At 72.3% G+C, this 18,318-nt stretch carries 19 protein-coding genes; 12 read left to right on the top strand and 7 right to left on the bottom strand.

Features of this window, described 5'->3' with window-relative positions; all coding sequences use genetic code 11:
• Positions 1 to 5: 5 nt before the first annotated feature.
• A complete protein-coding gene (locus HHX33_RS02620; RefSeq protein WP_182873112.1) occupies positions 6 to 881 on the top strand; it encodes a DUF72 domain-containing protein in 876 nt (291 codons plus the stop codon).
• Here HHX33_RS02620 and HHX33_RS02615 read toward each other — a convergent pair whose 3' ends face one another.
• The gene (locus tag HHX33_RS02615) at positions 882 to 2,036 is read right to left on the bottom strand and encodes a methyltransferase (protein WP_182873111.1); all 1,155 of its coding nucleotides are present in this window, start codon (positions 2,034 to 2,036) and stop codon (positions 882 to 884) included.
• A 104-nt stretch (positions 2,037 to 2,140) separates the two neighbouring features.
• Here HHX33_RS02615 and HHX33_RS02610 point away from each other — a divergent pair, with 104 nt between their 5' ends.
• A complete protein-coding gene (locus HHX33_RS02610) occupies positions 2,141 to 2,911 on the top strand; it encodes a hypothetical protein (protein ID WP_182873110.1) in 771 nt (256 codons plus the stop codon).
• Between the two features lie 68 nt (positions 2,912 to 2,979).
• Here HHX33_RS02610 and HHX33_RS02605 read toward each other — a convergent pair whose 3' ends face one another.
• Genes HHX33_RS02605 through HHX33_RS02595 form a run of 3 tightly spaced genes read right to left on the bottom strand, consistent with a single transcriptional unit; the run spans position 2,980 to position 4,790 of the window.
• The gene (locus HHX33_RS02605; protein ID WP_220501385.1) at positions 2,980 to 3,693 is read right to left on the bottom strand and encodes a hypothetical protein; all 714 of its coding nucleotides are present in this window, start codon (positions 3,691 to 3,693) and stop codon (positions 2,980 to 2,982) included.
• Positions 3,690 to 4,028 carry a PadR family transcriptional regulator gene (locus HHX33_RS02600; RefSeq protein WP_182873109.1) on the bottom strand — a complete coding sequence of 113 codons (339 nt, stop codon included), beginning with the start codon at positions 4,026 to 4,028 and terminating at the stop codon, positions 3,690 to 3,692. Before HHX33_RS02600 ends, HHX33_RS02605 begins: the two co-directional genes overlap by 4 nt.
• A 30-nt stretch (positions 4,029 to 4,058) precedes the next feature.
• Complete coding sequence (locus tag HHX33_RS02595; protein WP_182873108.1) at positions 4,059 to 4,790, bottom strand: CPBP family intramembrane glutamic endopeptidase; 732 nt, start codon at positions 4,788 to 4,790, stop codon at positions 4,059 to 4,061.
• Positions 4,791 to 4,928: 138 nt separating this feature from the next.
• Here HHX33_RS02595 and HHX33_RS02590 point away from each other — a divergent pair, with 138 nt between their 5' ends.
• A complete protein-coding gene (locus HHX33_RS02590) occupies positions 4,929 to 5,576 on the top strand; it encodes a PadR family transcriptional regulator (protein ID WP_182873107.1) in 648 nt (215 codons plus the stop codon).
• Between the two features lie 168 nt (positions 5,577 to 5,744).
• Positions 5,745 to 6,413: a class I SAM-dependent methyltransferase gene (locus HHX33_RS02585; protein ID WP_182873106.1), complete on the top strand. Its 669-nt coding sequence runs from the start codon at positions 5,745 to 5,747 to the stop codon at positions 6,411 to 6,413.
• A 52-nt stretch (positions 6,414 to 6,465) separates the two neighbouring features.
• Here HHX33_RS02585 and HHX33_RS02580 read toward each other — a convergent pair whose 3' ends face one another.
• A complete protein-coding gene (locus tag HHX33_RS02580; protein ID WP_182873105.1) occupies positions 6,466 to 7,722 on the bottom strand; it encodes an MFS transporter in 1,257 nt (418 codons plus the stop codon).
• 343 nt (positions 7,723 to 8,065) lie between these two features.
• On the opposite strand from HHX33_RS02580, the gene HHX33_RS02575 reads away from it, so the two are divergent.
• The 5 genes from HHX33_RS02575 (at position 8,066) to HHX33_RS02555 (ending at position 14,657) form a co-directional block, all read left to right on the top strand.
• Positions 8,066 to 9,610 carry a PP2C family protein-serine/threonine phosphatase gene (locus HHX33_RS02575; protein WP_182873104.1) on the top strand — a complete coding sequence of 515 codons (1,545 nt, stop codon included), beginning with the start codon at positions 8,066 to 8,068 and terminating at the stop codon, positions 9,608 to 9,610.
• Positions 9,610 to 9,999, top strand: a complete 390-nt coding sequence (locus tag HHX33_RS02570) for an STAS domain-containing protein (RefSeq protein ID WP_182873103.1) — start codon at positions 9,610 to 9,612, stop codon at positions 9,997 to 9,999. The genes HHX33_RS02575 and HHX33_RS02570 overlap by 1 nt, the downstream gene beginning before the upstream one ends.
• A gap of 197 nt (positions 10,000 to 10,196) precedes the next feature.
• Entirely contained in the window at positions 10,197 to 10,670 is a 474-nt protein-coding gene (locus tag HHX33_RS02565; RefSeq protein WP_182873102.1) for a hypothetical protein, read from the top strand.
• On the top strand, positions 10,667 to 11,842 hold the full coding sequence (locus HHX33_RS37035) for a zinc-dependent alcohol dehydrogenase (protein ID WP_182873101.1): 1,176 nt from the start codon (positions 10,667 to 10,669) through the stop codon (positions 11,840 to 11,842). Before HHX33_RS02565 ends, HHX33_RS37035 begins: the two co-directional genes overlap by 4 nt.
• A 466-nt stretch (positions 11,843 to 12,308) precedes the next feature.
• Complete coding sequence (locus tag HHX33_RS02555) at positions 12,309 to 14,657, top strand: HelD family protein (protein WP_182873100.1); 2,349 nt, start codon at positions 12,309 to 12,311, stop codon at positions 14,655 to 14,657.
• A gap of 148 nt (positions 14,658 to 14,805) precedes the next feature.
• Here HHX33_RS02555 and HHX33_RS02550 read toward each other — a convergent pair whose 3' ends face one another.
• Positions 14,806 to 15,297, bottom strand: a complete 492-nt coding sequence (locus HHX33_RS02550) for a hypothetical protein (RefSeq protein WP_133305864.1) — start codon at positions 15,295 to 15,297, stop codon at positions 14,806 to 14,808.
• Between the two features lie 153 nt (positions 15,298 to 15,450).
• On the opposite strand from HHX33_RS02550, the gene HHX33_RS02545 reads away from it, so the two are divergent.
• Positions 15,451 to 15,981, top strand: a complete 531-nt coding sequence (locus HHX33_RS02545) for a peptidylprolyl isomerase (RefSeq protein ID WP_182873099.1) — start codon at positions 15,451 to 15,453, stop codon at positions 15,979 to 15,981.
• A 140-nt stretch (positions 15,982 to 16,121) separates the two neighbouring features.
• The gene (locus HHX33_RS02540) at positions 16,122 to 16,988 is read left to right on the top strand and encodes a rhomboid family intramembrane serine protease (protein ID WP_182873098.1); all 867 of its coding nucleotides are present in this window, start codon (positions 16,122 to 16,124) and stop codon (positions 16,986 to 16,988) included.
• Between the two features lie 124 nt (positions 16,989 to 17,112).
• On the opposite strand, the gene HHX33_RS02535 is transcribed toward HHX33_RS02540, so the two are convergent.
• Positions 17,113 to 17,358, bottom strand: a complete 246-nt coding sequence (locus tag HHX33_RS02535) for a cell division protein CrgA (RefSeq protein ID WP_111697511.1) — start codon at positions 17,356 to 17,358, stop codon at positions 17,113 to 17,115.
• Positions 17,359 to 17,550: 192 nt separating this feature from the next.
• Between HHX33_RS02535 and HHX33_RS02530 the strand changes: the two genes are divergently transcribed.
• Positions 17,551 to 18,177 (top strand): anthranilate synthase component II, encoded by a 627-nt coding sequence (locus HHX33_RS02530; RefSeq protein ID WP_182873322.1) that lies wholly within the window; start codon positions 17,551 to 17,553, stop codon positions 18,175 to 18,177.
• The last annotated feature ends 141 nt before the right edge of the window (positions 18,178 to 18,318 follow it).

Here is an 18,318-nt window from a genome sequence, read left to right as displayed (position 1 = left end):
GGGGCATGCGGGTTCATGTGGGATGCGCGATGTGGACGCACAAGCCGTGGCAGGGGCGCCTCCTGCCGCACCCGCTCCCGCCCGGGGAGCGCCTGCGGGCCTACGCGACCTGGTGCAACGCGGTGGAGGGCAACACCACCTTCTACGCGACGCCCGCGCGGAGCACGGTGGAGACCTGGGCCGGGCAGACCGGCCCGGACTTCCGCTTCGTGGTCAAGCTGCCCAAGTCGATCACCCACGAACGCCGTCTCACCGGCGCCGAGGACGAGGTGCGCGCGTTCTTCGACGCGATCGAGCCGCTGGGGCCGCGCGCCCACACGCTGTGGATCCAGCTTCCCGGCTCGTTCGGGCCCGCCGACACCGGGGTCCTCGGGACCTTCCTCGCCCGCCTTCCCCGTTCCCACCGGTACGGCGTGGAGGTGCGGCACCGCGCCTTCTTCGAGGACCCGCGGGCCGTACGGCTGCTGGAGGCCGTCCTGGCGGGGGCCGGTGCGGAGTGGATCCCGTTCGACACGACCGTGCTGTTCCGGAGCCCGCCGACCAGCGACGCCGAGCGCGACGCCTGGACGAAGAAGCCGCGCGTGCCCCTGCGCACCACGGCCCTCACCGACCGGCCGGTGGTCCGCTATCTCGGCCGCGACGACCAGGCGCGTACGGTCGAGGGCTGGCGCCACTGGGTGGACACCGTGGCCGGGTGGCTGCGCGAGGGCCGCTCCCCGACGGTGTTCGTGCACACTCCCGACAACGCCGACGCGCCGGTGCTCGCCCGTCTGTTCCACGACGCGGTACGGGCCGAGGTGCCCGGCGTCGAGCCACTGCCGGAACCGCTGTCCGGGCAACTCGGCGACCAAGCCCAGGACGAGCCGCTCACCCTGTTCTGATCACTTCTTGACGGCCCGCAGCAGGACGAACCTCGGGTCGCTCGCCACGACCTCGCAGTTGCCGAAGAGCCTGCGCAGCTTGACGTGGTAGCCGAGGTGGCGGTTGCCCACCACCCACAGTTCGCCGCCCCGCCGCAGCCCGGCGCGGGCGCCGTTGAACATCCGCCAGGCGGTCGCGTCGGTCCGGCCGCGGTGGCTGTGGAACGGCGGGTTGTTGAGCACCAGGTCCGCCGTGCCCGGCGGGAAACCGGCCATGCCGTCGGCCGCCGTGAACCGCGCGACCGCGCCCGCCGGGGCGTTCGCCAGGAACGTCGCCTCCGCCGAGGCCAGCGCCTGGTACGACTCGTCGACGAACGTCACCTCGGCGTCCTGGTTGGACAGCGCCGCGGCGAGCCCGATCACCCCGTTGCCGCAGCCGAGGTCGACGACGTGCTCCGCCCCCGTACGCGTGGGCAGGTTGCGGAGGAGCAGACGGGTGCCCGCGTCGAGGCGGTCGGCGCTGAAGACCCCGGCGTGGCTCACGACGGTCAGGCCGGAGACCACCCCGGCGTCGGCGGGCAGGCGGAGGCTCCGCGGCCACGGATCGTCCTTCCGGAGCGGCCCGGGTTCCGGCGCGCAGAAGATCAGCCGGGCCTTCCTCACGGCCAGGGAGGTCCTGGTCGGCCCGAGGATGCGTTCGAACAGCCGCAGCGTCGAGGTGTGGATCTCGGTGACCATCCCCGCGCCGACGACCACGGTGCCGGGACGCACGGCCGGGGCGAGGCGGTGCAGTTGGTCCTCCAGGAGCGCGAGACTCTTCGGCACCCGGACCAGCAGCACGTCGATCCGCTCCGGCGGCGCCTCCCTGGTGGTGAGCAGCCGTACGGCGTCGGCGGGCAGGTCGTTGCGCTCCAGGTTGGCGACGGTCGCCCGGCGGCCGAGGAAGGAGTCGCTGATCTGGATCGGGCCATGCCCGGCGAGCGCGGTGACCAGGGCGCCCCACCGGTCGCCCAGCACGACCACGTTCCCCGACAGGTCCACCGGCCCGTCCTCGCGCTCGTCGAGATGACGCAGCAGGTATTCGTCGGCGGCGTCCCACGCGCGCAGCGGGTCGCGGGGATCCTCGGGGAAGCGGGCGAGGCCGAAAGTCCCGCGCGCTGTGGTCAGACGCTCCATCGCGCCCCAGGCTAGTGCCCCTCCCGGCACTGGCGCCGTGCCGGGCGAGCCGGTCCGCTTCCGATGAATCTGGTCGGGGATGACGGAGCCTGTATGGTCCCGGCATGATCTCCGCTTCTGCGAACATTCCGGGCCCGTGGCGGGAACAGCTGACCGGTGCCTTCGAGATCCTGCTCGGCCGTCCGCTGGCGAGTTTCGACGCCGACGCCGTTTATGCGACGTTCTTCGGCGGCAACCTCATCAACGAGCTCGGCTTCGCTCGGGACACCGCCTGGGTGAACCCGGCCGCCCTCAGCGGCGCCGAGCCGATCGTCTGGGACTGCCCGATCTTCGATCTGGACGAGCCGTTGCTGGAGTTCGACGCGAGCCGGTCGGTCTTCGAATTCGACAAGGCCGGGCTGCCGCCGGAGTTCGAGGCGGATCTGGCGGCGGCGTGCTTCGCGGGCCGGCTCGTCCTGGGCGGTGAACTGGCCCCCCTGCTGACGCGGCACGACCTCGCCGCGTCCGATCTGCGCGGGACCTGGACCGTCTGCCACCCGCGGCTGGTCTCGGACGGCACGCTCTTCGACGCGATGCGGGTCGCCACCGCGCTCGGCACCGGCCCCGAAAACGTCCTTCCCCTCGAGGTGGAGGCGGCCGAGGAGTGGCAGGAGGCGCTGGCCGGCCTCACGCCGCCCGAGCTGTTCGCTCACCTGAGCTTCTTCTGCACCGACGGCGAGGAGGGGCTGATGTATCTGCGAACCGAGCGGTCGGGCGGCGACCTGCTCTCCGACGAGGGCTGCACGCTGATCGCCAACTGGGAAGAGGGGCAGGGCCAGGTCGAGTTCGCGGTCGTTCAGGTCGGCGAGCTCCTGGCCGGGCCGCGCCCGTCCTGAAGAACACACGGAGGGCCGGTGCCGGGGCACGGTGTGGTGCGCGCGGTGTCGCCGGTACGGGGGGCCACTCAGCCGCGGCGGCGCGCGTTCCACCACAGCACCAGCGCCAGGACCGCGATCGCGGTGCAGCCTCCGACGGCCATCCCGGCGAAGAAGCCCGCCCCCTCGCCGCCTTCGGACCGCCCCCACAGGGCCCACAGCGCGACCAGGACGATCAGGAGCGCGGCCGTCACGGCATAGAACCGACGGCTGAAGAAGATGCTCCGCCCCGGGGCCGCGGGCGGGGAGTCGATCTGTGCGGCCGGTCCCACGCTGGCGGCCTTGGGCCGTTTGAAGTATCCGAAGCAGACCCAGGTGCCGCAGGGCTCCCAGCCCTCGGGCGCCAACCGCTCGGCGAGCGCCCGGGCGCCACCCGGTGTCACCCGTTCCCTGCGGTACTCCCACCGCTGCGGACGCTCCGGGTCGCGGTGGCTGACGAACCTGCCGAGGGAGTCGACCCGGTCGACCTCCCAGCCCTGGTCGCCGAGCCGGGCCAGCATCTGCCGGTCGGCGAAGACGTCGGCGGTCCACCGCCACTCGGTCGCGTCCGCCGCGTCGGCCTCGGGCGAGCGCGCCGCCAGAAGCTGCTCCGCGAACCCGCCGACCGGCCCGAACTCCTCCTCCGGGTCCGCGCCGGTCTCGGCGGCGTACGACGTGAGGTCGGCGACCATGGCCTCGGCCTGCTCGTCCGGCACGCCGCCGGCGCGCAGCAGCGCGGTGAGTTCGTCGAGGTAGCCGGTCACTTCAGCCCTCCCGTGGCCAGCATGGTGCGTACGGACTCGTCGAACGCCAGCCACAGGCGGCCCTGCTCGGCGAGCGTCTGGCGGCCCTGCTCCGTCAGCCGGTAGTAGCGCCGCCCGGGGCCGCGCTCGGTCACCCGGAACTCGGCCGACACCAGGCCCGCCTCCTCCAGCCGGTTGAGCACGGGATACAGCGTGCCGCCCCTGATCTGGCCGAGTCCCGAGGCGGCGAGCATCTTGGCGATCTCGTAGCCGTAGTTCTCGCCCTCGGTCAGGCTGGCCAGCACCAGCAGATCGAGGACTCCCTTGAGCCAGCTCGCCCGGCGGTCGGTCGCCATGAGCTCATCCTCGCACGGTAGCGGTGCTACCTAGGCGGCGTGGCCGACCTTCTCCGGTGAGGGCGCGGGCACGAGCACCAGGCCCCGGACGTCGATCAGGACGTGCGCCACGATCGGCAGCAGCAGGCTGTCGGTGGCCAGGTACATCGCGGTGAACCAGAGACCGAGGAGGGCCACTCCGGCCATCCCCCTCCAGCCCTGGTAGAGGTGTCCCGCCACGAACACCGCCAGGGCGAGAACCGCGGCCACGTTCGGGTTCAGGCCCAGGACCCCGACGCCGAGCGCGATGAGCAGGCCGCGGTAGACGACCTCCTCGCAGACGCCCGCGGTGACCGCCATCGCGACGGCGTGCCACCGCTCGGCGGGGGTGCGCGGCAGCAGTGCCGCCACGGCCTCCTGACCCGGTAAGGCGCGGCCGGACCGGGACGCGTGGCGGAGCGCCAGGGAGCCGGCCAGCAGGGCGCCCCCCAGGCCGGCGGTCATCGCCGCGACCTTCCCGAAGTCGTCGGGCCGGGTGAAGCCCAGGTCGCGGAGGCCGGCGTCCGGCGACAGCGCCAGGATCAGCGCCGTCACGGCGATCCAGGCCCACTCCTCGCCGATCCAGATCCGGTACGCCCGCACGAGAGCCCGGGGGTCGTCGGCGCGGCGCCGCGCCAGCCGGGCGTACTGGCGCCTGCCGAGCCAGGGGGAGACGAAGGCCAGGTAGGCCGTCAGCGGCACCGCCAGAAACAGGCTCGGGACCGTGAAGCTCGGAACGGTCATGACCAGCCGCCCTTTCTACATCAGGTAACGATCTAGACGATAAAGCGAGCTAGTTAGGAATGCAACCTATAGACCTCGACGTTGGCAATACTCGTCTGCGTATACTTGTCTACGAGTAGCAGAGACGAGGTGAGGGCGATGGCCGGGCGGCGGAAGGTGAACAACCTGCTGGGCCTGGCGGTGCTGTCGACGGTCGTCCAGCGCCCCATGCATCCGTACGAGATGGCCACCCTGATGCGGGCCCGCGGCAAGGACCGCGACATGGGCGTCAAGTGGGGGTCGCTCTACACGGTGGTGCGCAACCTGGAGAAGCACGGGTTCCTGGAGGTGGCGGGAACCGTGCGCGAGGGGGCGCACCCCGAGCGCACGATCTACCGCATCACCGACGCCGGGCGGGCAGAGATGGCCGACTGGGTACGCGACCTGATCGCGGACCCCGAGCCCGAGCGGCCGAGGTTCGAGGCCGCCCTCTCGGTGTGCGGAGTGCTTCCGCCGGAGGAGCTGACCGGCCTGCTGCGGCGCCGGCTGGCCCGGCTGGAGGAGGACGTCGCCGCGCAGCGGGAGGCCCTCGCCGAGTGGCGCCGGGAGACGCCGCGGCTGTTCCTCGTCGAGGCGGAGTACGACCTGGCCGTCCGCGAGGCGGAGGCCGCGTGGATCCGGTCCTTCGTCGAGGAACTGACCAGTGGGGCCTTCCCCGACCTGCCCATGTGGCGGGCCTGGCACGAGTCGGGGCGGATGCCGCCCGAGATGGCCGAACTCGCCGAAAGGGGCCTCACCTCGGACTGAACCCCATGAGCGAACCCCGGCGTGGTGCGGGAACACCTCGCCGGGGTCGCGACCCTCGAACCGAAACCCGCGGACGGATCCGGTCGCAAGGTTGGCAACCGCAAGGATAGCCGGGCTCCCTCCACGGGCCGGTTCGGACACCCGTACGAACCGACACCGGAGAAGACCATGGAGAAGATCACACAGAAGCAGGCGGCCGGCATGGAGGGCGCGGTGGCCCGGTGGTACGCCCGCCAGCGCGCCTCCGCACCCCAGCTGGCCGCCGTACGGCGGTTCGCGGCGGAGGTCACGGTGGGGCTGCCCGCGGGGGCGGCCGTCCTGGAGGTGGCCCCCGGCCCGGGTCACCTGGCCGTCGAGACGGCCCGGCTCGGGTTCGCGGTGACCGGGCTCGACCTCAGCCGCACGTTCGTGGAGATCGCGACCGGCAACGCCCGCCGGGCGGGGGTGCACGTCGACGTGCTGCGGGGCGACGCCGCCGACCTCCCCTTCCGCGACGGCTCCTTCGACCTGGTCGTCTGCCAGGCCGCCTTCAAGAACTTCGGGCGGCCCGTGCGCGCCCTCGACGAGATGCACCGGGTGCTGCGCCCCGGCGGCCGGGCGGTGATCCAGGACATGAGCCGGGAGGCGTCCCGGGCCGCCGTCGACGAGGAGATCAGGGGCATGGGGCTCACGCCGCTGAACGCCCTGATGACGAAGGTGCCGCTGCTCGCGCTGCGCCGCCGCGCCTACTCCCGGGACCTGTTCGCCCGCCTCGCCGCCGAGAGCGCGTTCGGGACCTGCGAGATCCGTACGGAGGGCATCAGCGTCGAGGTCCGGCTGACCAGACCGGCCCGGTAGGCCGCGTGGCCCGGGGCGGGGCCCGGAGCGCCCCGCCCCGGAGCACGCGCGGTCAGGACGAGGCCGGTACGGGCGTGGTCTCCTCCTCGGCGACCCGCAGTCCGCGCACGCCGGGGGCCAGGAGCGCCGCCAGCGTGACCAGGACGATGATCGCGCCGCAGGCGACCAGCGCCGGCCGCGGCCCCACCCCGATGGCCACCGGCCCGGCCACCAGCAGGCCGAGCGGCCCGAACATGAGAGACCCGAGCGCGTCATAGGAGCTCACCCGCGACAGCGACTCGGCCGGGATCTCACGCTGCATCGTGGTCTGCCACAGCACGCCGAAGATGTCGAAGCACACCCCCATCACGAACGCCCCGCCCACGACCGTCCACAACGGCGCGTCCAGGCCGAGCAGCACGTACGGCGCGGCGGTGGGCAGTGTGAGCAGCGTGGCGACCAGGATGGGCCGCCGGGGGCGCAGGCGCAGCGTGACGACCACCCCCACGATCATGCCGACGGCCTCGCCCGCGAGGACGGCCGACCACGCGGGCGCCCCGCCGAGCGACTCCTTGGCGACGAGCGGCCCGAGCACGCCGTGGGCGGCCTGCAGCGCCATGACCAGGACCGAGAACTGGGCGACGACCACCCACAGCCACTGGCGGGAGACGAACTCGCGCCAGCCGTCCCGCAGTTCGGCCAGCACCGAGTGCCCGACGCCCGCCGTCCGCTCGGCCGGCGTGAGCCGCAGCAACGCGACCAGTACGGCGGCCACGGCGAACATCGCCCCGCTCACGGTCAGCGCCCAGCCGCTCCCCAGCAGGACCACGGCGGCGCCGCTCAGCACCAGGCCGGCCACGCGGGAGACGTTCTGGCCCAGCCCCAGCAGCGCGTTCGCGGTCTGCAGCCGGTCGGCGGGCACCACGTCCGGGATGATGCCGGTCAGGGCGGGGAACAGGGCCGCGGCGGCGATGCCGCTCACCGCGCTCGCGATCACGAGGGCGGGCAGCGGCGTCCAGCCGGTGAGCATCATCGCGGCCAGGCAGAAGTACGCCGCCGCGTTGAGCGACTCGCCCACCATCATGACCCGGTGGCGCGGCAGCCGGTCGGCGATCACGCCGCCGACGAGGATGAACAGCACCATCGGCAGCGCCTCGGCGGTGAGCACGGCCGACAGCGTCGTGGCGGTCGCGCCGGGGAGGCCGAGCACGCCGAAGGCGAGGGCCACCGGCGCGAAGGCGGTGCCGAGCACGGAGATCGTGCGGGCCGCCAGCAGCAGGGCGAACCGCCGATCTCCGAGCAGGCCGAGATCGCGGCGGACGCCATTCATGTGAGAACTCCGGGAGACGGGGTGGCGGTGGAGAAGGGTGCACGGGGAGGAGGGGTGCACAGGATGAGGTGACAGTCCATCGTGCCGCTCCGGGACGCGCCCGTCACCTCATTTACCACCGCGTTCACCGCTGCCGGAGACTCCCCGCCCCCGCTCACCTCGGTAGATCCGTCGGGACTTTCCGGGGGGAGACCAAGTGGGGCCCAGCACCTATCCTTGGCGGGGAGGGGTAGTCTCGGCGGGAAGACAAGAGCGATCCTTCCGACAGTCCGCTCTTGTGCCCTGGTGGAAGGCGGACGGCGGGTTCATGGGTGGAGGTGATCGCATTCTGCGGCTGACCCCTGTGAACAGTTCGCCTGGCGGGTCCGGCGAACTCCCGCGGGAAGCCGTCACCGCCCTCGTGCAGGCCACGCTCGACGCGATGCCGACCCAGGGCGTCTGGCAGCTGCCGATCCGCGATCCGGCCGGCGTCGTCGTCGACTTCGAGGTGCTCGCGGCGAGCCCGGAGGCCCGCGACATCAAGGACCGGGTCGGCAAGGAACTCGTCGGCCTGCGCATGCTGCAGGGATACCCCAGCGTCGCCGGCTCCCCGCTCTGGGAGGCCTGCCTGCGGGTCGTGTCGACCGGGGAGGCCGAGGACGTCACTCCCTACATTCACCGGGAGGACGACGACGGCGTCCCCTACCTGTCCACCTACAGCGTCCGCGTGGCCCCGTTGCAGGGCGGCATCTTCCTGTCCTGGGTGCGTCACGACAGGGAGGAGCGGCTGGCCGCCCGGCTGCTGCACACCGAGCGCCTCGGTCACCTGGGCTGGGGCCACTGGAGCCTGGTGACGGGCGAGGTCGAGTGGTCCGACCAGCTCTACGTCATCCACGGGCGCGACCCGGCCGACGGCCCGTTCCCCCTGGAGTACTACCGCGAGATCGCCCACCCCGACGACGTGCCCGTCGTCGACCACGCGCTCTCCACGCTCATCGAGAACGGCGGGCCGCACGAGTTCGAGCTGCGCATCCGCGTCGGCCGGGAGCACCGGCACATCAGGGCCACGGCCGAGGTCACCAGGGACGCGGCGGGGCGGCCCGTCGAGATCCACGGCGTGCTCCAGGACGTCACCGACTGGCGCCGGACCGCCGACGAGCTGGCCGAGGTCAGCCAGCGGCTGGAGGAGGAGTCGCAGCTCACCGCGCGCCTGCAGAGCATCATCCTCCCGGTGCAGGACGCCGTGCCCGGGCTGCAGCTCGGCGTACGCTACTTCCCCGCCGAGACGGCCCCGCTGGGCGGCGACTGGTACCAGGCCATCCACCTCGACAACGAGGAGGCGCTGCTGGCCGTCGGCGACGTCGCCGGGCACGGCCTGGCCGCCGCCTCCGCCATGGCGAAGCTGCGGCACGCCATCACCGGGCTGGCCTTCGCCGACCACGACCCGGCGCAGATCCTGGTCGCGCTGAACCGGCTGCTGCGGCGGATGCGGCCCGACGTGCTCGCCACGGCGGTGTTGGCGCGTTACCGGGTCGAGGACCGCACGCTCACGTGGACCCACGCGGGTCACCCTCCGATGCTGCTGGTGCGGGGTGACAAGGTGCACCGGCTGCTGCATCCCGGAGTCCTCCTCGGGGTCTTCGAGAGCGTGAGCTACACGTGCGCACAGGTCCGGCTGGAGCCGGACGACCTGCTTCTGATGTTCACCGACGGTCTCATCGAACGACCGGGCCGGGACCTGTTCGAGGGTCTGGACATCCTCAGCGAGGCCATTGCGGAGGTGGTGCCGAAGGTGCCTCCGGACGAGAGGGTGGCGGCCGTCATGGGGGTCCTCGCTCCGAGCAACACCGGTGACGACACCTGCATCCTCGTCGCGCGCATCATGCCGAACGCTTTGGAAGTGTCCTGATGTCCGAACTCCATATCTCGACAGAGCCGATCACGCCCGACGCCGGAGACAGTGGGAGCAGCGGCATCCTCGGAGTGGTGACGGTGCGGGGGACGCTCGACTTCATCACCCACGAGACGGCCTCCGGGCTCTTCGACAAGGCCTTCGCGCAGTACGGGCCGCACCTGGTCATGGACCTCCTGGGGCTCGACTTCCTCGACTCCAGGGCGACCGGCCTGCTGGTGAGCTGCTGGAAGCGCGCACTCGACGAAGGGGGCTGGCTGGCTCTCGTCGCGCTGGAGAAGGGTGCGGCGCGCGCCCTGTGGATCACGGGCCTGGCGTCCCACGTCCCGGTCTTCCCCACCGTCGAGGCCGCTCTCGCCGCCGCTCCGCCGCGCGCCTCCCAGTAGGCCCCCGCGACAGGCCCCCGCGACAGGCTCTCGCGACCGGCCTGGGGCCACCGAAGCCTCCGCGAGCCGATCCAAGACCTCCCCAACTCCTCCTCACGTGCCGCCACGGGCGGGATAGGGCCACAGGGCCCGGGTAGCACCCCCACAGGACGGCCGGGCCGGGGAGCGGAGCCTGGGGGCCTGGAGGGGGCGAGGTCATGAGACGTCTCATCGCCGCCGCGGCACTCGCGGCCGCGGGCCTCGGAGCGGCGCGATGGGCGGCGGCACGCGGGCGGATGCCCGTCTCGGCGAGGGACCCCCTCGCGGCCGGCCGCTGGCTCGGCGTCACGATCAACCGGCCGCCCGAGGAGGTCGCCCCCGGCGAGAGGCTGCCCGAGCCGCTGACCCGCGTGGACGCGGAGGTGCGGATGAACCGGGCGCCGGGCGGCCGGGGCACGGAACTCTACGCCCGCCCGAGGGGGCGTACGGCGCGGGCCGAAGGCGCCCTGACCCGGTTGCGCGGCGAGGACTCCCGCACGGCGGTCCGTACGGCGCTGCGCGAGGCGAAGTCCCTGCTGGAGACGGGCGACGTGCTGCGGTCGGACGAGGAGATCGTCACCACCCGGCCCACCCTGCCGGGGAAGGTCCTCGACCTGGCGCTCGGCCGGGCGTCGGAAGGGGGACGGCTGTGAAGGCGGTCTGCTGGCAGGGCGTGAACGAGCTGTCGGTCGAGCGGGTGCCCGACCCCGCGATCCTCAACGCCCAGGACGCGATCGTGAAGGTGACGGCCAGCACCACCTGCGGCTCCGACCTGCACCTGCTCGGCGGTCACATCCCGGCGATGCGGGCGGGCGACGTCATCGGGCACGAGTTCCTCGGCGAGATCGTGGAGACCGGCCCGGAGGTGACCCGGCACCGGCCGGGCGACCGGGTGGTCGTCTGCTCGATCATCGGCTGCGGGCGCTGCTGGTCGTGCCGGCACGGCGACTGGTCCCTGTGCGAGAACAGCAACCCCAACCCGGGCATCACGGACCTGATGTGGGGCGGGTCGACGGCCGGGATCTTCGGCTACTCCCACGCGATGGGGGGCTTCAGAGGCAGCCACGCCGAGTACGTCCGGGTGCCCTTCGCCGACCACAACGCGTTCACCGTGCCCGAGGGCGTCTCCGACATGGACGCCGTGTTCGCCTCCGACGCCGTTCCGACGGGATGGATGGGAGCCGACCTCGGCGGCGTACGGCCCGGCGACGTGGTCGCTGTGTGGGGCTGCGGCGGCGTCGGCCAGATGGCCGCCAGAGCCGCGATGCTCCTCGGCGCCGAACGGGTCGTCGCGATCGACCGCTACCCCGAACGGCTGGCCATGACCACCCGCCACGTCGGCTGCGAGGTGGTCGACTACACGACCACCGACGTCGTCTCCGAACTGCGCGAGCGCACCGGGGGGCGGGGACCGGACGTGTGCATCGAGGCCGTCGGCATGGAGGCGGACAGCACCGGCCTGCAGCGCTTTTACGACGGGGTGAAGCAGCGGCTCCGCCTGGAGCAGGACCGCCCGGCCGCCGTACGGGAGGCGATCCACGCCTGCCGCAAGGGCGGCTCGGTGTTCGTGCTCGGCGTCTTCGCCGGGTTCGTCGACAAGTTCCCGCTCGGCGCGCTGATGAACAAGGGCCTCACACTGCGGGGCGCGCAGCAGCACGGCCAGCGGTACATCCCGAAGCTGCTCGAACTGATCGGCAGGGGGGACCTGAAGCCGTCCCACCTCGCCACGCACACCATGACGCTCGACGAGGGGCCCAGGGGCTACGACCTGTTCAAGAACAAGAAGGACGGCTGCGTGCGGGCCGTGTTCCGCCCCTGGATCTGAGACTCCGGACCCGGCGCGGGCGGGCGTGAAGGCGGCCCGCCGTCCCCTGATGGGACGGCGGGCGCGCGATCTCAGCGTACGGCTGGGGCGGCCAGCCGTTCCGCCTCCTGGTGCAGCGCCTCGATGAGGACGAACTCCAGCCGGAGCTCCTCGTCCACGAGGCTGTCGAGGACGTCCATCCGGGCCTCCTTGTTTCCAAGACGTCCCGCGGTGCGCGGTGGTTCACCGGGCGCCCGCACGAATCCGGAACGGGACGCGGGCGGCTCCTCCGCCGCGAGAACGGCTACCCAGAAGAGGCGCGGCCTCACTCACATCCGTCACACAGATCGACTGCGGCATCAGTGGTGGCCGAGAAGAAGCGGAAGAGAGCCGGAAGGCAGGCGGGGAAACGGCCGGACATGGCCTATAGTGAGAGGTTCGAAAATATCTGAAAAACAGATTCCCTCGTTAGGAGTTTATCACAGGAATGAGTGATCGTCAACCGGACGCCGCTCGCGCCGAGGCCCTGCGGCGTGAACAGGAGTACGTCTCCATGCTGTACGAACGTCTCGACGTCGCCCGCGACCGGGCCGGCCGCGGGATGCGCGACGTTCTGGCCCGGGGCGCCTCGGGCACCAGGCAGGCGCTCGTGGAGCGGGAGGTGACGGCGGCCGAGCACGCCGACCGCCTCGCGCGGTTGTCGGCCGTCGAACGCGGCCTCTGCTTCGGCCGCGTCGACGACGGCGATGGCCGCACCCTCTACATCGGGCGTGTCGGGCTCCGCGACGACGACCACACGTCCGTGCTGGTGGACTGGCGGGCACCGGCCGCACGCCCCTTCTACGTCGCCACGCCCGGCGACCCCGAGGGTCTCGTGCGCCGCCGTCACCTCCATATCCGGGACCGCAGGGTCGTCGGGATCGACGACGAGGTCTTCGACCTCGACCGGATGGCCGACGCCGACCGCCGTACGCTCGTCGGCGAGGCGGCCCTGCTCGCGGCGCTGCGGCGGGGGCGCACCGGACGCATGGGCGAGGTCGTCGCGACGATCCAGCGGGAGCAGGACCGGGTGATCCGCTCGGGCCTGGCCGGGGCGCTGGTCGTGCAGGGCGGGCCGGGCACCGGCAAGACCGTCGCCGCGCTGCACCGCGCGGCGTACCTGCTCTACACGCACCGCGACACGCTGGAACGGCGCGGCATCCTCGTCGTCGCGCCCAACGCGACCTTCTCCCGGTACATCGGCCAGGTGCTCCCGGCGCTGGGCGAGACCCAGGTGGTGCTCACCAGCCTGGGCGGGCTCCACCCCGGCGTGCGGGCCGAGGCCGAGGACGCGCCCGCCACCGCCGTCGTGAAGGGCGACCCGCGCATGGTCCGGGTGATCGAGGAGGCCGTACGGGACCGGGAGCGGGTGCCGGAGGGCGACCTGGAGGTGCGGATCCCCGTCCGCACCTCCCTGCGCGGCGGCGTGGAGGTGGTGGTCGAGGAGATGACGCTGCGGGTGGACCACGCCACCTGCCTGCGGGCCCGGGACCACGCCCGCGGCCTGCGGCGGCCGCACAACATCGCCCGCTGGGCCTTCGTCCGCCGGATCCTGCCGGCGCTGGCGCGCGACGAGGCCGAGCGGCTCGACCGGCCATTGGAGGACGGCGACCTGCGGTACGCGGCCACGGCCCTGTGGGAGCACCGATCGGTACGTGACGCACTCGACGCCCTGTGGCCGGAGATCAGTCCGGAGCGGCTCGTCCGCGAGCTTCTGTCCGACGAGGAGCGGTTGCGCGCCGCCGCCGGGCCGCACCTGACGGAGGACGAGCGCGCGGTGCTGCTGCGGCCACGGGAGGCGCCCTGGACCGTCGGCGACGTGCCGCTGCTCGACGAGGCCGCCGAACTGCTCGGCGAGCACGACCACGGGGCGGAGGCGAGACGGCGCCGCGCGGAGGAGGAGCGGCGTGAGGAGGAGCTGTACGCCAGGGAGGTACTCACGATCACCGACGCCGCCTCGGTGCTGGACGCGGCCTCGCTGGCCGGCCGCAACCGCGACGACGGGCCGTACGTCACGACCGCGGACCGGGCCGCCCGTGACCGCACCTGGGCGTACGGGCACGTGATCGTGGACGAGGCGCAGGAGCTGTCGGCGATGGCGTGGCGGACGGTGATGCGGCGGGTCCCGGCCCGCTCCCTGACGGTCGTGGGCGACATCGCGCAGACCGGCGCGGCCGCCGGCGCCCGGTCCTGGGGCGAGATGCTCGACCCGTACGTGAAGGGGCGCTGGCGGGAGGAGCGCCTGCTGGTCAACTACCGCACCCCGGCGGAGATCATGGAGGTGGCCGCGGACGTGCTGCGGGCGGTGGAGCCCGGGCAGGAGCCGCCCGAGTCGGTCAGGCACGGCGGCGCCCGCCCCCGCGCCGTACCGGCCGCCGGGACCGATCTGCGGCGGCTGGTGGACGCGGAACTGCGTGAGATCGGGGAGGGGGGTGAGATCGGGGAGGGGCGGGTGGGCGTCGTCACGCCGGACGCCCGGCACGCCGAGATCGGCGCGCTGTTTCCCGAAGCCGTCGATCCGCTGGACAGCCGGGTGGCCGTCCTGACCGTGCGCGGCTCCAAAGGTCTGGAGTTCGACGCCGTGGTCGTGGTCGACCCCGAGGGCATCCTGCGTCAGTCCCCGAAGGGAGGCCAGGATCTGTACGTCGCGACCACGCGGGCGACGCGGCGGCTGACCGTGGTCCACGAGGGCGCGCTGCCCGCCATGCTGCACCGCCTGGAACCCGCCGGGCAGCCTGAGAACGCCGGGCCGCTTGGCAACGCCGCGCCCCTGGAGGACCCGGGCCGCCGCCTCTGAGCCGCCTTAGAGCACGCCGGGCCGCCGGCGACGGGGCGGCCCGGCGTCCTCGGAGGGCTCGGGGGACTCCGGACACGCGAACGGCCGGCGTGGAGGACGCCGGCCGTATCAGCGCGGCCGTGTGCCGCGCACAGCGCGGCCACCGGTTTCAGGACATCTTCCCCGAGATCTCGTCGGCGGCCTTGTCGGCCTTCTCTCCGACCTCCTCGGCCTTGTCTCCCACCCACCTGCCGGCGTCGGCACCCGTGTGCCGCACACTGTCCCGCATCGTGTCGGCCCACTTCTGGGCGTTGTTGCGGTACATCGCCACTCCGGCCGCGCCGATCGCGACACCGCTGAGCAGCGCGACGACGGGCCAGCGCCGCCGGGTGCGCCGGGTGCCGGTCGACACCTCGATCCGGCGGGCCAACTCGCTCAGGAACGCGCTGACGATCGGAGCGATCTGCTCCTCGACCGACTGCGCCGCCTGGTCGAGCTTCGGCGCCGCCCAGACCCTTGCGTCCTCGATCCGGTGCGTGGCGAGGTCTCTGGCGTTCTCCGCCATCGGACTCACCCGCCCGCCGGCCTTCATCGCCTGATCTCTCACCCTGCTCAGCCACGTCTGCGGGATGATCACTTCGGCACGGCGCTTTCTGTTCATTGTCAGGGACACGATCAACCTCCCCAATCGACAGGGGCCCCGGACCGTCCCCTTCCCGGATGGTCGGGGCTCAATCACGGGCGGTGCTTGAAGGCATGCTCGATACCCTGTGATCCGGACAACTAACACGAGCAACCTAAGGGGGCGGCCCTCGTGGCTGACAACCTCATCGCGAACCTGCGCACGAACCACGGCACGATCCGGGTCCGGCTCTTCCCCAACAAGGCGCCGAAGACGGTGCGCAACTTCGTCGAACTCGCGGAGGGCACCCGTGAGTGGACCCACCCCGAGACCGGCGAGAAGACGACCGACAAGCTGTACGACGGCACCATCTTCCACCGGGTGATCAACGGCTTCATGATCCAGGGCGGCGACCCGCTCGGGCAGGGCGTCGGCGGCCCGGGATACAGCTTCGACGACGAGATCCACCCGGAGAACCAGTTCAACCGGCCCTACCTGCTCGCCATGGCGAACGCCGGCAAGCGGTTCGGCCAGGGCACCAACGGGTCCCAGTTCTTCATCACCGTCTCGCCGACGCCGCACCTCAACCAGGGCCACACGATCTTCGGCGAGGTGATCGAGGGCACCGAGGTCGTCGACGCGATCGCCAAGACCCCCACCGCCCGGGGCGACCGGCCCGTCAACGACGTGGTCCTCGAAGAGGTCACCATCGAGCGGTCCTGACGCTTCCGGCGATCACGGCGCACAGCGTCCGGCGATCACGGCGCCCCGGCCGCGCGAACGCGCGCGGCCGGGGCGTTTCCGGCTTATAGGCTGGCTGTCGTGGATGTGCCCGCACCGGGACCCGCCCCAGGAAGGATTCCATGACCTCCCAGCCTCCGCCGCCCCCGCAGCCGGGGGCGCACGCCGTACCCACCTGCTATCGGCACCCCGAGCGCGAGACCTACGTCCGCTGCCAGCGCTGTGCGCGCCCGATCTGCCCCGACTGCATGCGTGAGGCGGCAGTCGGCCACCAGTGCCCCGAATGCGTCCAGGAGGGCAACCGGGAGGTCCGGCAGGCCCGCACGACCTTCGGCGGCGCGGTCGTCGCCGCGCCCCGCGTCACCTGGGCGCTGCTCGCCCTCAACGTGCTCGCGTACGCGGCCGAGGTCGTGAACCAGAACGAGGTCATCCAGCGGTTCGCCATGTACTCGCTGGGCGTCCACCTGGGCGAGTGGTGGCGCCTGATCACCGGCGCCTTCCTGCACTCGCCGCCGCCGTCGTTCTGGCACATCCTGTTCAACATGTGGGCGCTGTACGTCATCGGGCCCGAACTGGAGCGCAGGCTCGGCTCGGCCCGGTTCGCGGCGCTCTACCTGCTGTCGGCGCTCGGCGGCTCGGTCGCCATCTACCTGTTCGGCACCGTGGCGGTCGGCGCGTCCGGAGCCATCTACGGCCTGTTCGGCGCGTTGTTCGTGGTCTCCCGCAAACTCGGGTACGACGCCCGGGGCGTCCTGTGGCTGATCGGGATCAACGTGGTGCTCACGTTCGTCGTGCCCGGCATCAGCTGGCAGGGGCACCTCGGCGGGCTGCTGACCGGCACCCTGGTCGCGGCGGGCTTCGCCTACGCGCCCCGCGGCAACCGCGTGCTCGTCCAGGTCGGCGTCGCGGCGGTCGTGCTGGTGGCGCTGGTCCTGCTCGTCACCGCGCTTCCGCCGTACGGATATCCTCCCGTGGGCATCCGCACCTGAGCGCGTCGCGCGTCTGACCTGGTCGGCCGGGCCTCGCCGTACGGGAGCGGGCCCGGCGGATCGACCGCGCGTCGCACTTTACCCACAGCCTGTGGACAAAGACTGTGGAAAAAATCTCAAACGGCTAACGCCACTTGGTGGACAGCACGACACCCACGATGATGAGCCCGAACCCGATCAGCAGGTTCCAGTTGGCCAGCGCGGAGATACCGGGAACGTTCGGCGCGATGTAGTAGACCGCGATCCAGACGATGCCGACGATCCAGCAGGCCACCATCAGAGGGGCGAGCCAGCGGGGGCTGACCTTCACCGTCTGCGTCTTCTGCGGCGGCGTGTAGACGGGCTTCTTGCGAATCTTCGACTTGGGCACGGGAGCGTCTCCTGGTGGGTACCCGCGCGGTCGTGCGGGCTGGTGTCAATAGCGTAGTCGCCATGGCGGCGAAGTCCCGAGCAAGGATAGTCGGCGCGGGCCCGCCGGGGCGATCCCCGTACGGCATTGCCTTAGGCTGAAAGTCCGATTTCTCCACACCCGAGAACGCCGAACGAGCCGATGACGCAGCCGATGACGCAGCCGGAGACAGAGCGGGAGACACAGCGAACGGCACCGCACGGCGCGCCGCCGAGGGTGCTGGTCGTGGACAACCACGACAGCTTCGTCCACACGATCGTGCAGTATCTGCGTGGTCTCGGCGCGGACTGCGACGTGCGGCCGCGCGACCGGGTCACGGTGGGCGACGCCAACGGATTCGACGGCGTGCTCGTCTCGCCCGGCCCCGGCACGCCCGAGGAGGCCGGCGTGTCCGTCCCCCTCGTACGGCACTGCGCCGGGCGCGGCCTGCCGCTGCTGGGGGTCTGCCTCGGGCACCAGGCCATCGCCGTCGCGTACGGCGCGGTGGTGAGCCGCGCCCCCGAGTTGATGCACGGCAGGACCAGCCCGGTCCGGCACGACGGGCGGGGGGTCTTCGCGGAGATCCCCTCGCCGGTCACGATGACGCGTTACCACTCGCTCGCCGTGGTCCCGCGGACCGTGCCGGACGCGCTGGAGGTCACCGCCACCACCCCCGACGGCGTCATCATGGGCCTGCGTCACCGCGCCGCCCCCGTCGAGGGCGTCCAGTTCCATCCCGAGTCGGTCGTGTCGGAACACGGCCACCGGCTTCTCGGAAACTGGCTCGCGCGGATCGTGTAACGCTTTCCGCTCTTGTTACGAAGACCAAAGTGAGGGCTTCCGCCATTGCCCCCGAGTGGCGGAAGCCCTTCTCGCGTGTACGGGCCGTTTCCGCCCGATCTCTCAGCCGCCCCGGCCTGCCCGCCGCGCTCTGCCTGCCGC

This window comes from Microbispora sp. H10670, from assembly GCF_014161385.1.
GTDB classification, from domain to species: Bacteria; Actinomycetota; Actinomycetes; order Streptosporangiales; family Streptosporangiaceae; genus Microbispora; species Microbispora triticiradicis.
The sequence above is the reverse complement of the archived record's forward strand: the minus strand, read 5'-3'. Positions and strand labels throughout refer to the sequence as shown.